The organism is Candidatus Methylomirabilis sp. (assembly GCF_028716865.1).
GTDB lineage: Bacteria > Methylomirabilota > Methylomirabilia > Methylomirabilales > Methylomirabilaceae > Methylomirabilis.
In genome coordinates this window covers 1-15,251 of record NZ_JAQUOY010000040.1, presented here as the reverse complement: position 1 = coordinate 15,251, position 15,251 = coordinate 1, and the positions used below count along the sequence as shown (strand labels likewise).

13 protein-coding genes, 1 tRNA gene and 1 pseudogene are annotated in these 15,251 nt (G+C 56.9%); all 15 read left to right on the top strand.

Annotated elements, in window-relative coordinates:
• Window positions 1–123, top strand: a pseudogene (tuf, locus tag PHV01_RS12130) (elongation factor Tu); the annotation flags it as partial.
• A 77-nt stretch (window positions 124–200) separates the two neighbouring features.
• Window positions 201–350 (top strand): 50S ribosomal protein L33, encoded by a 150-nt coding sequence (gene rpmG, locus PHV01_RS12125; RefSeq protein ID WP_337291418.1) that lies wholly within the window; start codon window positions 201–203, stop codon window positions 348–350.
• A gap of 82 nt (window positions 351–432) precedes the next feature.
• Window positions 433–508 (top strand) — tRNA-Trp (locus tag PHV01_RS12120).
• Between the two features lie 145 nt (window positions 509–653).
• Window positions 654–848 (top strand): preprotein translocase subunit SecE, encoded by a 195-nt coding sequence (secE, locus tag PHV01_RS12115; protein ID WP_337291417.1) that lies wholly within the window; start codon window positions 654–656, stop codon window positions 846–848.
• Window positions 849–878: 30 nt separating this feature from the next.
• Window positions 879–1,409 carry a transcription termination/antitermination protein NusG gene (gene nusG, locus PHV01_RS12110; protein ID WP_337291420.1) on the top strand — a complete coding sequence of 177 codons (531 nt, stop codon included), beginning with the start codon at window positions 879–881 and terminating at the stop codon, window positions 1,407–1,409.
• Between the two features lie 49 nt (window positions 1,410–1,458).
• On the top strand, window positions 1,459–1,881 hold the full coding sequence (rplK, locus tag PHV01_RS12105) for a 50S ribosomal protein L11 (RefSeq protein WP_337291416.1): 423 nt from the start codon (window positions 1,459–1,461) through the stop codon (window positions 1,879–1,881).
• An 83-nt stretch (window positions 1,882–1,964) separates the two neighbouring features.
• Window positions 1,965–2,672: a 50S ribosomal protein L1 gene (gene rplA, locus PHV01_RS12100; RefSeq protein ID WP_337291415.1), complete on the top strand. Its 708-nt coding sequence runs from the start codon at window positions 1,965–1,967 to the stop codon at window positions 2,670–2,672.
• Between the two features lie 30 nt (window positions 2,673–2,702).
• Window positions 2,703–3,218, top strand: a complete 516-nt coding sequence (gene rplJ / locus PHV01_RS12095; protein ID WP_337291414.1) for a 50S ribosomal protein L10 — start codon at window positions 2,703–2,705, stop codon at window positions 3,216–3,218.
• 75 nt (window positions 3,219–3,293) lie between these two features.
• A complete protein-coding gene (rplL, locus tag PHV01_RS12090) occupies window positions 3,294–3,686 on the top strand; it encodes a 50S ribosomal protein L7/L12 (protein WP_337291413.1) in 393 nt (130 codons plus the stop codon).
• Window positions 3,687–3,714: 28 nt separating this feature from the next.
• On the top strand, window positions 3,715–7,731 hold the full coding sequence (gene rpoB, locus PHV01_RS12085) for a DNA-directed RNA polymerase subunit beta (protein ID WP_337291412.1): 4,017 nt from the start codon (window positions 3,715–3,717) through the stop codon (window positions 7,729–7,731).
• Between the two features lie 59 nt (window positions 7,732–7,790).
• A complete protein-coding gene (gene rpoC / locus PHV01_RS12080) occupies window positions 7,791–11,888 on the top strand; it encodes a DNA-directed RNA polymerase subunit beta' (RefSeq protein WP_337291411.1) in 4,098 nt (1,365 codons plus the stop codon).
• 74 nt (window positions 11,889–11,962) lie between these two features.
• The gene (gene rpsL / locus PHV01_RS12075; RefSeq protein ID WP_337291410.1) at window positions 11,963–12,340 is read left to right on the top strand and encodes a 30S ribosomal protein S12; all 378 of its coding nucleotides are present in this window, start codon (window positions 11,963–11,965) and stop codon (window positions 12,338–12,340) included.
• 106 nt (window positions 12,341–12,446) lie between these two features.
• Window positions 12,447–12,917 (top strand): 30S ribosomal protein S7, encoded by a 471-nt coding sequence (gene rpsG / locus PHV01_RS12070; protein WP_337291409.1) that lies wholly within the window; start codon window positions 12,447–12,449, stop codon window positions 12,915–12,917.
• An 84-nt stretch (window positions 12,918–13,001) separates the two neighbouring features.
• Window positions 13,002–15,095, top strand: coding sequence for an elongation factor G (gene fusA / locus PHV01_RS12065; RefSeq protein WP_337291408.1), 2,094 nt, complete (start codon window positions 13,002–13,004; stop codon window positions 15,093–15,095).
• Window positions 15,096–15,128: 33 nt separating this feature from the next.
• Window positions 15,129–15,251 (top strand): GTP-binding protein (locus tag PHV01_RS12060; RefSeq protein ID WP_337291419.1); only part of this gene is annotated, 123 nt, incomplete at its 3' end.

Here is a 15,251-nt window from a genome sequence, read left to right as displayed (position 1 = left end):
GACAACGTGAGTCTCGCGGTCGAACTGATTCAGCCGATCGCCATGGAGAAGGAACTGCGTTTCGCGATCCGCGAGGGGGGCCGCACCGTGGGGGCCGGCGTGGTGAGCGAGGTGATGGAGTAGGGGGTCGCTTGAGGTTTACGGCTTACAGGTGCGAGAGTTATCCTTCAAAGATAGAGTAGGGAGCGTACGGAGCATCGATGCGTGAGATAATTACGTTGGCCTGTGGCGAGTGCAAAAGGCGAAATTACACAACGACGAAGAATAAACAGAATGCGCCAGAGAGAATTGAGCTGAGCAAGTACTGTCGCTGGTGCCGCAAGCACACCGCTCACAAGGAAGCTAAGTAACAGTAAATAGTTTCGAGTTTCGAGCGTAACGCTGATAGCGAGGATTGCAACAGTCCGAAACTCAAAACTCGAAACCCTTAAGAGGCCAGTAGCTCTAACGGCAGAGCATCGGACTCCAAATCCGAGGGTTGGGGGTTCAAATCCCTCCTGGCCTGCCATGTGAAGGCGCGAGAACCTTTCGCAATTCCCGAGGGGGAAATACTCGATGGCGTTTCGATGCTATCAGAGCCATCTTCCTCAGAACTGAGGTTTGAGTGAGATCTTCTACCGAAGACGGAGAGCAGGAGGAGTAGAAAGACGACGATGATGGAGCGGTGGCAACAGCTGGTGCAATTTTTAAAAGAGGTTAGGACTGAGCTGAAAAAGGTTAGTTGGCCCGCAAGGAAAGAGGTTGTGGGGTCCACTGTCGTTGTCATCGTGTCGGTTTTTATTCTTTCGTTTTTTCTCGGGGCCATAGACATTACGTTACAGAAGCTGCTCACCTTTGTGGTCAGGTAGCCAGGTCAGCCGATGCCAGCAGATCAAGCCATATCACAAAGTTGGTACGTCATTCATACGTATTCAGGTTTTGAAAACAAGGTGAAGGAAAGCATTGAACAACGGGCTGCTGCTCTAGGGATATCTGATAAGATCTCCCAGGTCATGATTCCCACAGAAGACGTGGTTGAGCTCAAAAAGGGTAAACGAACGGTTTCCTCGCGGAAATTCTTTCCCGGATACGTCCTGATCAAGGCGGAGATGTCCGAGCAGCTTTGGTATCTCGTCAAGAATACCCCGAAAGTCACCGGCTTTGTTGGCCCAGCCACCCAACCAACTCCGGTTCCAGAGGAGCAGGTGCAAACCATCCTGCAGCAGGTAGAGGAGGGGGCCGAGCGGCCGAAGCACAGGGTGATGTTCCTTCGTGGAGAAAGTGTTCGGGTCATCGATGGTCCGTTTGCTAACTTCACCGGTCTCGTTGATGAGGTGAAGCCCGAAAAGGGGCGGTTAAAGGTGATGGTCAGCATCTTCGGAAGGCCGACTCCGGTGGACCTTGAGTTCCTACAGGTTGAAAAGGTCTGAACGAGCAGCTCACAGCTCATAGCTAACAGCTTCTTCATTCGAGGTCCTTATGGCGAAAAAAGTTACAGCGATCGTAAAACTTCAGGTCCCTGCAGGCAAGGCCAATCCAGCACCGCCGGTTGGCCCTGCGCTTGGACAGCATGGTGTCAACATCATGGAGTTCTGCAAGGCCTTCAATGCACAGACAGCATCAGAAGAGGGCCTGGTGATTCCCGTTGTCATCACTATCTACGTAGACCGAACCTTTAGTTTTGTTACCAAGACTCCCCCAGCGGCAATCTTGTTAAAGCAGGCTGTTGGAATCGCGAAGGCCTCGAAGGAACCGAACCGCACAAAGGTAGGAAAGGTGACCAGGAAGCAGGTGGAAGAGATTGCGCGAACGAAGATGCCGGACTTGAATGCGCTATCGCTTGAGTCGGCTGTCAGGATTATCGAGGGAACGGCGAAAACCATGGGGATTGAGGTGGTCTAAGAACAGGGTGAAGGGTATAGGGAGAAGATGATCCGTTCTTTTCTCTCCGCCCGCCACCATACACCCTTTCTTCGGAGTGAGATATGGCGAAAGCTGGAAAACGGTACGGGACGGCCGCTGAAGCAGTGACACGGGTGGGCGCGTGCGACTTGGCGAAGGCGATAGAGGTGGTGAAGTCGAATGCCGGCGCGAAGTTTGATGAGACCATGGACATTGCTGTCCGCCTGGGGGTTGATCCGAAGCATGCTGATCAGATGGTGAGGGGTACAGTCGTGTTGCCCCATGGAACAGGGAAGAGTGTTCGGGTACTGGTCTTCATAAAGGGCGAACAAGAGAAAGATGCTCGTGAAGCTGGTGCCGATTATGTTGGTTGTGAAGATCTGATAGAGAAAATTCAACAGGGGTGGCTTGAGTTCGATCGGGCAATTGCTACCCCGAATGTCATGGGTCTGGTGGGACGCCTCGGAAAGGTCCTCGGTCCTCGGGGATTGATGCCAAACCCTAAGACTGGCACCGTCACCTTCGATGTTGGAAGGGCGGTCAGGGAGTTTAAGGGTGGAAAGATTGAATATCGCACGGAGAAGGCAGGGATCGTGCATGCGCCTTTTGGCAAGGCCTCCTTTACGGCGAACCAGCTCTACGAGAATGCCGTAGCGTTGCTGGAGGCGTTGCTGCGGGCCAAGCCGGCCTCCAGCAAGGGGCGATATCTCAATGGGGTCGCCATATCGTCGACAATGGGGCCTGGCGTCACGGTAGACCTTGACACCCTGGTGGGGTTGGCAAAGAGCTAGGCAGCCACCTTGCCTTGCAGGGAGGAGACAGTGAAGCGAGCGGAAAAAGCAGCGGTAGTTGATGAGCTGAAGACCGGGCTGGCAGGGGCGACGGTTGCCATGTTGGCAGACCCTCGGGGTCTCACTGTAAGCGAGTTGACTGAACTGAGAAAACTGCTCCGGCAGCAGGGGATGGCTTTTCAGGTCGTCAAGAACACCCTCGCCAGATTGGCCACCACGGGGACTGAGCTCCAGGAACTGAGGCCGTACCTTGTTGGCCCGACAGCGATTGTTCATGGCAAAGGTGATCCTACCGCGCCAGCCAAGCTCTTAGCCTCTTTCATCAAGACGAAACCGACCTTCCAAATTAAAGCCGGCTTCGCGGAGGGAAAGGTGCTGGCGGGGCAAGATGCCATGGCGCTCGCCGATCTCCCCTCGCGTGAGGTGCTTGCGGCGAGGCTTGCTGGCATTATGCAATCCCCGCTTCGCGGTCTTGTCGCTGTACTTGGTGGGCCGCTTCGTTCCCTCCTGATGGTCCTGGAGGCAGTGAGGCAGCAGAAAGGGTAGAGACCGGCCTTGGCCTGAAGCGGCCTGGGCATCGTCGGTACATGTGTTACTACGCAGTCAAGGAGAGGAGTGACGATGGCAAAGGTCACAGTTGATGACGTGTTGGACTCGATTGAGAATTGGACTGTCTTGGACCTCAACAAACTGGTGAAGGGGATTGAGGAGAAATTTGGCGTCTCTGCAACAGCGATGATGCCTGTGGCGGCGGTTGGCCAAGGAGGAGCTGCTGCTGCTGCAGCGGCGCCAACTGAGGAGAAGACGGAGTTTTCGGTCATCCTCGCTTCTGTGGGGGAAAAGAAGATCCAGGTGATCAAAGAGGTGAGGGCAATCACCGGACTTGGCCTGAAAGAGGCAAAGGACCTGGTCGAAGGCGCTCCTAAGCCGGTGAAGGAAGGGCTGTCGAAAGCTGAGGCGGAGGAGATCAAGGCGAAGCTCGAGGCCACTGGCGCCACCGCAGAACTCAAGTAGTACAGGAAGTATAAGGAGTCAAGGACGTATGGCCCTCGTGAAGAAGAGCGCGGCTGCTGAGCGCTGGAATTTCAGCAAGATCAAAGAGGTCATCTCTATTCCTAATCTGATTGAGATTCAGCGGCGGTCCTTCGATCAGTTTCTGCAAATGAAAGTTCCCCCGCACGCGCGCGAGGAGATCGGGCTTCAGGGGGCCTTCGCCAGCATCTTCCCGATTTTCAATTATGACAGTTCGGCGTCCCTGGGTTTTGTAAAGTATGAGTTCGGGGTGCCCAAGTACGGTGCGGAGGAATCTCTGGAGAAGGGGATGACCTACTCCGTTCCACTCAAGGTGACCCTTCGCCTGATGGTCTGGGATAAGCCAGTCGGCTCCGAGGCCAGCAGCATCAGGGACATTAAAGAGCAAGAGGTCTACCTTGGAGAGATGCCTTTGATGACGCCGCAGGGTACCTTCATTATTAATGGGACGGAGCGGGTTGTGGTCAGCCAACTCCACCGCTCCCCAGGGGTCTTCTTCGACCATGACAGCGGTAAGACGCACCCGAGCGGCAAGGTCCTCTACTCTGCCCGCCTCATCCCGTATCGAGGATCCTGGCTGGAATTCGAGTTTGATGCGAGTGACGTACTCCATGTCCGGGTAGACCGAAGACGGAGGTTTCTGGCCTCGATCCTGCTGCGAGCGATCGGTTACGGGAGCAACGAGGAGATCCTGAACCTTTTCCATGAACGGGATGTAGTGCGCGTAGAGAAGGGGAAGGAGTTCCTGCTTCATGTGGGTTCACCCGGCGCAACCGGCTTTCGGGTGAGCAGGGATCTTTCCGATCCTCACACCAGGCAACTGATTCTCGGGGCGACCAAGCGGATCACGAAGATAGCCCAAAAGCGACTGCAGGCTCTGAAGATTACGGAAGTGCCTCTGTATCGAGAGGATCTCATCGGCCGGTTTGCGGCCGCCGATATTGTGGACACAAAGAGCGGCGAGGTGATCCTTGAATGTGCGCAGGAGATCACAGAAGAAATACTGGAACGAGTCCTGAAGAGTGGCCTGAGCAGCTTCGCTGTACTTGCCAGCCTCGATGGTCGGGATATGTTCGAAATGCGAGAGAACGTTATCCGCGACTCGACCCGTTCGGAAAAGGAGGCCTTGACTGAGATTTACCGGAGAATGCGACCGGGCGACCCGCCCAACGAGGAAGCGACGAAGGTGTTCCTCGAGTCCATCTTCTTTAATCCGAAGCGCTATGATCTTTCCAAGGTCGGGCGCCTGAAGATTAATCGTAAGCTTGGCCTTGAGGTGCCGCTTGAGGTCCATACCCTTCTGTGCCGTCGATATCGGCCTGCCGGTATGGAGGGGCGGATAGGCCAGGTAGACGACATCGTCGAGGCCATCCGATACCTTCTCAGACTGAAGCACGGGGAGGCCGGAACTGCCGTGGATGACATCGACCATCTGGGCAATCGTCGGGTTCGGTCGGCTGGGGAACTCTTGGAAGAACAGTTTCGGATCGGATTAGCGCGAATGGAGCGAGCTGTCCGAGAGCGAATGAGTACACAGGAATTGGAAACCCTGATGCCGCACGACCTGGTGAACGCCAAGCCGGTGACGGCAGCCTTGAAGGAGTTCTTCGGCAGCTCACAGCTCTCCCAGTTCATGGATCAGACCAATCCGTTGGCCGAGCTCACCCACAAGCGGCGGCTGTCAGCCTTGGGCCCTGGAGGGCTGTCACGGGAGCGCGCAGGGTTCGAGGTTCGGGACGTACACCCGACTCACTACGGTCGGATGTGCCCCATCGAAACGCCGGAAGGCCCCAACGTCGGTCTTATTGCCAGTCTCTCTACCTATGCCCGCGTCAACGATTTCGGCTTCATCGAGACACCGTATCGCAAGGTCCGGGATTGCGTCGTGACCGACGAGATCGAGTACCTGACGGCTGATGAAGAGGAGAAGTACACGATCGCACAGGCTAACGCGGAGTTGGACGGACGGGGACGCTTCACGTCAGATCGGATCTCGGCGCGATCAGGCGGCAACTTTATTACGGTTCCTCCAACGAATGTTGAGTATATGGATGTCGCCCCGAAGCAACTTGTTGGAGTCTCTACGTCGCTTGTCCCGTTCCTCGAACACGATGACGCCAATCGTGCCCTGATGGGCGCCAACATGCAACGTCAGGCGGTTCCCCTCCTGCGGCCGGAGGCTCCCCTGGTCGGAACCGGGATGGAGCATCCCGCGGCGAAGGACTCCGGGGCGGTCGTGGTGGCCCAGCGTGGAGGGATTGTTGAATCGGTGACCGCTGACCGCATCATCGTTCGCGCCTCGGACGGCAAAAGTGAAGACGGAGGGAACGATTCGGGGGTGGACATCTACACCCTGATAAAGTTTCGTCGGAGTAACCAGAATACCTGCATCACACAGAAGCCGATCGTGAGCAAAGGAGAGCGAATCGCCAAGGGTCAGGTCATTGCCGATGGTCCGGCGACCCAGAACGGTGAACTGGCGCTTGGGCAGAATGTCCTAGTGGCGTTCATGCCATGGGGTGGGTATAACTTTGAGGACGCGATCCTGATCAGCGAGCGGGTGGTCAAAAACGATCGCTATACCTCTATCCACATCGAGGAGTTTGAGATCGAAGCGCGTGAGACCAAACTGGGGAAGGAGGAGATTACGCGCGACACCCCGAATGTGGGCGAGGACGCGCTCAAAGATCTCGACGAAAGTGGAATCGTCCGGATTGGCGCCGAGGTGAAGCCCGGAGATATCCTGGTGGGAAAGGTCACCCCCAAAGGTGAAACCGTGCTCACTCCGGAGGAACGATTGTTGCGTGCTATCTTTGGCGAGAAGGCCGAGGATGTACGGGACGCTTCACTGTATGTTCCGCCCGGAATTTGCGGCACTGTCGTCGACGTGAAGGTCTTCTCCCGAAAAGGAATCGAGAAGGACGAGCGAGCCAAGTCGATTGAGGATGAAGAAGTCAGCCGACTCCGCAAAGACTTCGAGGACGAGATCAGCATCATCGCGGCAGATCGAGATAGAAAACTGCGTTCCCTCCTCGATGGTATAGATGTCAGCAAGGAGATCCGGAGCAGGCTTACGCGCAAGGTCATGGTTCCCAAGGGCAAGAAGTTGACTGGTGAGATTCTGGATAAGCTGTCCCATGAGAACCTGATGGATCTCGCAGGGCGAATAGACGAAGAGTTGGGTCGGAAGGCGAGCAGGATCGGCGATGCGGCAGACAATCAGGTCCACGTGCTGCAGACGCTCCTGGAGGAGCGAATCAGCAGGGCGACCCGAGGCGATGAACTCGCTCCCGGGGTCTTCAAGATGGTCAAAGTCTACGTGGCCATGAAGCGAAAGCTCTCCGTCGGCGATAAGGTTGCCGGGCGACATGGGAACAAGGGCGTGATCGCGAAGGTCCTGCCCGAGGAGGATATGCCGTATCTACCTGATGGGACGCCTGTCGAGGTGGTCCTGAATCCGCTTGGCGTGCCTTCCAGGATGAACGTCGGCCAGATCCTGGAGACTCATCTGGGCTGGGCGGCAGGGGCCATGGGAATGCGGGTTGCCTCACCGGTCTTTGATGGCGCCAAGGAGAAAGAGATCAAGACGTGGCTCAAGCGAGCCGGTCTCCCAGTCACGGGGAAGACCGTTCTCTACGACGGACGAACCGGGAAGCCGTTCCATCAGGAGGTGACGGTCGGTTATATCTACCTCATGAAGCTGGCTCATCTTGTAGATGATAAGATTCACGCTCGCTCCATTGGTCCCTACTCGCTGATCACTCAACAGCCCCTGGGGGGCAAGGCCCAATTCGGTGGACAGCGGTTCGGCGAGATGGAGGTGTGGGCACTGGAGGCATACGGCGCCGCCCATACCCTGCAAGAGATTCTGACCGTGAAGTCAGATGATGTGGTGGGGCGAACCAAGATGTACGAGTCGATTGTCAGGGGCGACTGCACCCTTGAGCCAGGACTCCCGGAATCCTTTAACGTTCTGGTCAAGGAGCTGCAAAGCTTAGCGCTGGATGTCGAGTTGAAAAAGGAGTAGCCCTGCCCCGATTGCGGAGTGCGGAATTTCGCAATCGCGAGGGGATGTGGAGGTCGTAGTTGGATAAGTTTTTCGGGTTCTACGACGAAAAGACCATTGATCCCACCAGCTTCAAGGCCATCCGGATCGGACTTGCTTCACCGGAGAAGATTCGATCGTGGTCCTTCGGAGAGGTGAAGAAGCCGGAGACCATTAACTATCGGACGTTCAAGCCCGAGCGGGATGGCCTCTTCTGTTCGAAGATCTTCGGTCCGACAAAGGACTGGGAGTGCAACTGCGGCAAGTATAAGGGCATCAAGCATAAGGGGGTCGTCTGCGACAAGTGCGGCGTCGAGGTGATCAGGAGTAAAGCGCGGCGACAGCGGCTGGGCCACATCGAGTTGGTCTCTCCGGTCGTTCACGTCTGGTTCTATAAAGGCGTACCCAGCCGAATCGGCTATCTCCTCGATATATCCCTCCGTGACCTGGAGAAGGTCCTCTATTTCGAAGCCTATGTAGTGGTCAACCCTGGCAAGACTCCCCTCTCCTTAAAACAGCTCTTGACCGAGGAGCAGTACCGCCAAGCCTGTGAAGAGTATGGGGATGGCTTTAAGGCGGGGATTGGTGCAGGGGCTATTCGGGAACTGCTCAAGCGGTTGAACCTCCGTGAATTGGCGGAAGGCCTCCATGCGCAGATGCCCCAGGAGACCTCTCAGCAGAATCGTAAGAAGATCACCAAGCGGCTGCGAATCGTGGAAGCCTTCATCGATTCCGGCAATAAGCCGGAATGGATGATCCTGGATGTGATTCCGGTCCTCCCCCCTGAGCTTCGGCCGCTGGTCCCCCTAGATGGAGGACGATTTGCCACATCGGACCTGAATGATCTTTATCGGCGGGTGATCAACCGCAATAACCGGCTCCGGCGTCTCATTGAGCTCCGGGCGCCCGACATCATCATCCGAAACGAGAAGCGGATGTTGCAAGAAGCGGTGGACGCCCTGTTCGATAATGGCCGCCGTGGCCGCGCGTTGAAGGGACAGAACAATCGCCCTCTGAAGTCGCTTTCCGAGATGTTGAAGGGGAAGCAGGGACGCTTCCGCCAGAACCTGCTCGGCAAAAGGGTGGACTACTCCGGGCGATCGGTTATCGTGGTGGGGCCGGAATTGAAGCTGCACCAGTGCGGCCTGCCGAAGAAGATGGCGCTCGAGCTGTTCAAACCCTTCATCTTCAGGAAGCTCCTCAAAGACGGTGTTGTCACCACCATCAAGAGCGCGAAGAAGCTGGTCGAAAAGGGTAAGCCTGAGGTATGGGATGCCCTGGAGGAGGTGATCCGAGAGCATCCGGTTCTCCTGAACCGCGCCCCGACGTTGCATCGATTGGGTGTGCAGGCCTTCGAACCCGTGCTGGTGGAAGGGGAAGCGATCAAGATCCATCCCCTGGTCTGCGCAGCGTTCAATGCCGACTTCGACGGTGACCAGATGGCCGTCCATGTGCCTCTGTCGCCGGAGGCTCAGATCGAGGCCTCGGTCCTGATGCTGGCTCCCCATAATGTCCTTTCTCCGGCGAACGGTTCACCCATTGCCGCTCCCAGCCAGGATATCGTGCTGGGCTGCTACTATCTGACCAGGAGCAGGGCCGGCGAGAAGGGCGAGGGCCACGTGTTCTCCGATCTGGACGAGGTCAAGGCTGCCTATGATGCCGAGGAGGTAGCCCTGATGGCTTCCGTCAAGGTCCGCATCGACGGTGAACTGATCGAGACCACCGCCGGACGCTGCATTTTTAATGAACACCTGCCGGAGACACTTCGATTCATTAACCAGGAGATGAACAGACGGGAGCTAACCCGTCTTATCGCGCAGTGCCACTACCTCCTCGGGAATGCGGAAACGGTCAAGCTCCTGGACAACCTGAAGGACCTCGGGTTCAGGTACGCCACGCTCGCCGGTATCTCGATCGGCATCGACGACATGCTCATCCCATCCACCAAGGGTAAGTTGATCGACGACGCCAACAAGGAGATCGTCAAGATTGAGCGTGAGTATCAGGATGGTCTGATCACCAAAGGTGAGCGTTACAATAAGATCATCGATATCTGGACCCACGTCACCGAACGCGTGTCGGATGAGATGTTCCGGGAGATCGAGGCGGAGGAGAAGGGAGAATTCAATCCGGTCTTCATGATGGCCGACTCCGGCGCGAGAGGCAGCCGGCAGCAGATCAGGCAGTTGGCCGGTATGCGCGGCTTGATGGCCAAGCCATCCGGAGAGATTATTGAGACCCCCATCACCGCCAACTTCCGTGAAGGGCTCACGGTTCTTCAATACTTTATCTCGACTCACGGGGCGCGAAAGGGCTTGGCCGATACGGCCTTGAAGACGGCCGATTCCGGGTATCTGACGCGCCGACTGGTGGACGTGGCGCAGGATGTCATCGTCACCGAGGTGGATTGTGGTACGCCCAATGGGATATGGGTCACCCCTCTTATCGAAGGGGGCGAGGTTATCCAGCCCCTGCGCGACCGGATGCTCGGTCGGGTAGCCCTGGATGATATCCATGACCCATTCACGGGAGAGGTGCTGGTAGAGGGCAACCAGGAGATCGTTGAGGTATTGGCCAGCAAGATCGAAAATGCCGGTATCGACAGGGTCAAAATCCGCTCGGTCCTCACCTGTGAGGCGCGACGAGGCATCTGCATCAAGTGTTACGGTCGTAACCTTGCCACCGGTAGGCTGGTAGAATTGGGGGAGGCATGCGGTGTCCTGGCGGCGCAGTCTATCGGTGAACCCGGGACCCAGTTGACCATGCGGACGTTCCACATCGGAGGTACGGCGAGCCGCGCTGTCGAGCAGAGTACGCTCGAGTGTAAGGGAGCGGGGATCGTCAGGTTCGCGAACCTGCGCACGGTCAAGACCGCCAAGGGCGACTATGTGGTGATGAACCGCAATGGCGTGATCAGCATCATTGACGAGAAGGGCCGCAAGAAAGAAAGCTACCCGGCGGTCTACGGCGCCCACTTGAAAGTCGAGGACAGCGCGACGGTGAAGGCGGGGCAGATACTGATGGAATGGGATCCCTTTACCAGTGCGATCCTGGCAGAACACGGCGGAAAGGTGCACTTCCGGGATGTCGTTGATGGGGTAACCATTCGGGAGGAAGTGGATGAGGTCACCGGCCTGTCCCAGCGCGTCGTGGTGGAGCACGGACGAGAGGACCTGCAACCTCGGATCTCGATTAAGGACGAGCATGGCGCGACCGTCTTCCGCTGCCTGCTGCCTGTCAGCGCTCACCTCATGGTGGCGGAGGGGCAGATGGTGTCGGCCGGCGACAGCGTGTCGAAGATCCCGCGGGAGACGATGAAAACCAAGGACATTACGGGCGGTCTCCCCCGGGTGGCTGAGCTCTTCGAGGCACGTAGGCCAAAGGATGCTGCCGTCATCTCTGAGATCGACGGTCGTGTAGAATTGGGTGGGATCGTCAAGGGGATGCGCAAGCTTTCCGTCAGGGATGAGCACGGGGACGCTAGAGAATACCTGATCGCTCGACGCAGGCATATCAATGTGTTGGAGGGGGACGAGGTTAAAGCCGGCGAACCCTTCATGGACGGCCCCATTAACCCGCACGACATCCTGGACGTCTTGGGCGAACAGGAACTCCAGAAGTATCTGGTGAATGAAATCCAAGAAGTCTACCGGCTCCAGGGGGTACAGATCAACGACAAGCATATTGAAGTGATCGTCAGGCAGATGCTCAAGCGAGTGCGGGTCGAGGCGATTGGCGATGCCAATTTCCTGGTCGGCGAGCATGTTGATAAGGCCATCTTTCTCGAAGAGAACCAGCGGGCAATGGCCTCGGGGGGGACCCCGGCCACCGCCAAGCCGCTTCTCTTGGGGATTACGAAGGCGTCACTCTCCACTGACAGCTTCATCTCTGCCGCCTCATTTCAAGAAACCACCAAGGTCCTGACAGAGGCCGCCATCAATGGGGCGAGGGATGAATTGCGTGGCCTGAAAGAGAACGTCATCATGGGGCGACTGATTCCGGCCGGTACAGGGATGAGGTGGTACCGGGAGACGACGATTTCGACGCCAGAGGTCGCGCTGCCAAGGGAGGCCTTGACGGGGCCGAACGTGGCCGTTGACGAGGGGCCAGACGAACTGGACGCACCACTCGATAACTAAACGAGTAATTAAAAAGCTTGACAATAGAAATTGAGTCTGTATAATCAGCAGATTGCCTAAGAGAGGGAGGAACGGTGCCAACCATTCATCAGTTGGTTCGTAAGGGTCGGGCTGCAGCGATCAAGAAGGCCAAGACGCCGGCGCTTCAGGCCTGTCCGCAGCGGCGTGGGGTCTGTATCCGTGTCTACACGACTACCCCGAAGAAGCCGAATTCTGCCCTTCGAAAGGTGACCAGGGTCCGTCTTAGCAATGGGATTGAGGTGACAACGTATATTCCCGGAATCGGTCACAATCTGCAGGAGCACTCCATTGTGCTGATCAGGGGAGGTCGCGTCAAGGACCTGCCGGGCGTCCGCTATCACGTGATTCGCGGCGCTCTCGATACGGCAGGAGTCCAGGATCGCAAACAGGGGCGATCCCTTTACGGCGCCAAGAGACCAAAGATCAGTTAATAACCTTCGGTACTGAAGAGACAATCGGTTCTTCACGGACCTTGCCTGAAGCGCCGATTTTAATTTTCTGGCCACGTGTGAGACTTACTGTTTCGGAGAACGCTCAATGCCCAGACGAAAGGTAGCCGAGAAGCGAGAGACCCTCGCTGATCCCGTCTATAGCAACCGAATGGTTACGAAGTTTATCAATACTATGATGATCCAAGGCAAGAAAAGCGTTGCCGAGTCGATTGTCTACGGATCGATGAAGATCATTGAGGATCGGGCGAAAACCGATCCTCTGCGAATGTTCAAACAAGCCGTGGACAACGTCAAGCCGGTGCTTGAAGTCAAGTCGCGTCGAGTAGGCGGTGCGACCTATCAGGTACCGGTGGAGGTCCGAGCGGAGCGCCGAACATCCTTGGCGTTCCGTTGGATCATTGGCTTTTCGAGAAAGCGCACCGAGAAGACGATGGCAGAGCGGCTGGCTGCAGAGCTGATCGAGGCGGCGGCTAACCGTGGAAGCTCGGTGAAGAAAAAGGAAGATACGCACAAGATGGCAGAGGCGAACAAGGCGTTTGCCCATTATCGCTGGTAACCGCCAGTCTCGAGTTTCGCGTATGGAGTCTCGATTTGGCATGCGCCACCCGAAACGCGTAACGCGAAACTCTGGAATGCTGACATGGCTGAGACATATCCAATAGATACAGTCAGAAACATCGGAATCATGGCCCACATCGACGCGGGGAAGACCACTACCACCGAGCGGATCCTGTACTATACCGGCAAGACCTATAAGATCGGCGAGGTGCACGAGGGTTCCACCGAGATGGACTGGATGGAGCAGGAGCGCGAGCGAGGGATAACGATTACCTCAGCCACCACTACCTGCTTCTGGCGGGACCATCGTATCAATATTATCGACACACCGGGACACGTTGATTTTACGGTTGAGGTTGAGCGATCGCTTCGAGTGTTGGATGGGGCTGTGGCCCTCTTTGACGCGGTGGCCGGCGTGGAACCCCAATCTGAGACGGTGTGGCGCCAAGCGGACAAGTACGGTGTTCCCCGTATCGCCTTCGTGAATAAAATGGATCGCATGGGAGCCAATTTCGATCAGTGCGTTCAGATGATTTCTGAGCGTTTGGGGGCTGTTCCATTGGTTGTGCAGCTTCCTATTGGTCGAGAGGATCATTTCGAGGGTGTCGTGGACCTGATTCGGATGAAGGCGGTGATCTGGGATGATGAGACCCTGGGGGCGAACTACCGGGAGGATGAGATTTCTGAAGAGATGCGTTCGCTGGCTCAGGAGGCTCGCGAACGGCTGCTGGAGACCATCGCTGAAGTGGACGACAGCTTCCTCGCCCGTTATGTTGATGGTCTCGCAGTTGGACCGGAGGAGATCAAGGCTGCGATTCGCAGCGCAGCGCTCAAACTCCTGCTGGTCCCGGTTCTCGCTGGCGCCTCGTTCAAGAACAAGGGTGTCCAGCCATTGCTCGATGCCGTGGTGGACTATCTCCCGTCTCCGGTTGACCTGCCGCCCATCGAGGGCCTCGATTCGACAGGCGCAAAATCTGTCGTGCGGGTCCCGAAGGCAAGCGAGCCCTTCGCAGCCTTAGTATTTAAGATTATGACGGATCCCTATGTGGGACAACTGGCCTTCTTTAGAGTCTATTCAGGTACTCTCACCTCAGGGAGCCACGTATACAACTCTTCGCGCGGCAGTCGCGAGCGAATTGGGCGGCTGCTGCAGATGCACGCTAATAAGCGCGAGGAGATCAAGGAGGTTTCTGCTGGTGATATTGCAGCCGCTGTGGGACTTAAAGGGGCCCGAACGGGTGACACCCTGTGTGACGAGACCAGCCAGATCATCCTGGAATCGATCGAGTTTCCTGAGCCGGTGATCTCTGTGGCCATTGAGCCGAAGACGAAAGAGGGGCAGGACCGCCTGGCTACCGGGCTCGCCGCGTTGGCCAATGAGGATCCGACCTTTCGCGCCAGCACGGACGAAGAGACCGGCCAGACGATTATCTCTGGGATGGGAGAACTGCATCTCGAGATCATTGTCGATAGGCTCCTACGGGAGTTCCGAGTTGAGGCCAATGTTGGCAAGCCCGAGGTGGCCTATCGTGAAACCGTGACGGTCTCGGCTGAGGCTGAAGGCCGGTATGTGCGGCAAACCGGTGGGCGTGGACAGTACGGACACGTCTGGATCAAGGTGGAACCCTCCCCTGCCAGATCGGGATTCGAATTTGTCAATAAGATTGTGGGTGGTGTGGTGCCCAAAGAGTATATTCCCGCGGTGGAGAAAGGCATTAAGGAGGCATTGCATACCGGGGTGGTGGCGGGCTACCCCGTCATTGATGTCAAAGTCACTCTCTTTGACGGATCGTATCATGAGGTGGACTCCTCCGAGATGTCGTTCAAGATCGCTGGCTCAATGGCTTTCAAAGAGGCGACCAGTCGGGCGAAGCCGGTGCTGCTGGAACCGATTATGCGGGTCGATGTTTCAACGCCGGAGGCTTTCCTCGGGGAGGTTATCGGCAATCTGAACTCGCGTCGGGGTCGGGTGATCGGGATCGAACCCAGATCTGTCGCCCAGGTGGTTCAAGCGGATGTGCCGCTCTCCGAGATGTTTGGGTACGCCACTGACCTGCGTTCAGCGACCCAGGGTCGGGCCGCCCACACGATGCAGTTTTCACGGTACGAGCCGGTCCCAGCCGGTATTGCTGGGGAGATTGTGGCCCGTATGGGTGGGCGGACCGGCGGACGGTAATCGGACTCGGTTTCGTATCTAAAGGAGTTATCTATGGGCAAGGCAAAGTTCGAGCGGACGAAAGAGCACATGAACATCGGGACCATCGGGCACATCGACCACGGCAAGACCACGCTGACGGCGGCGATCACGAAGGTCCTGCACGCGGCGAACGCG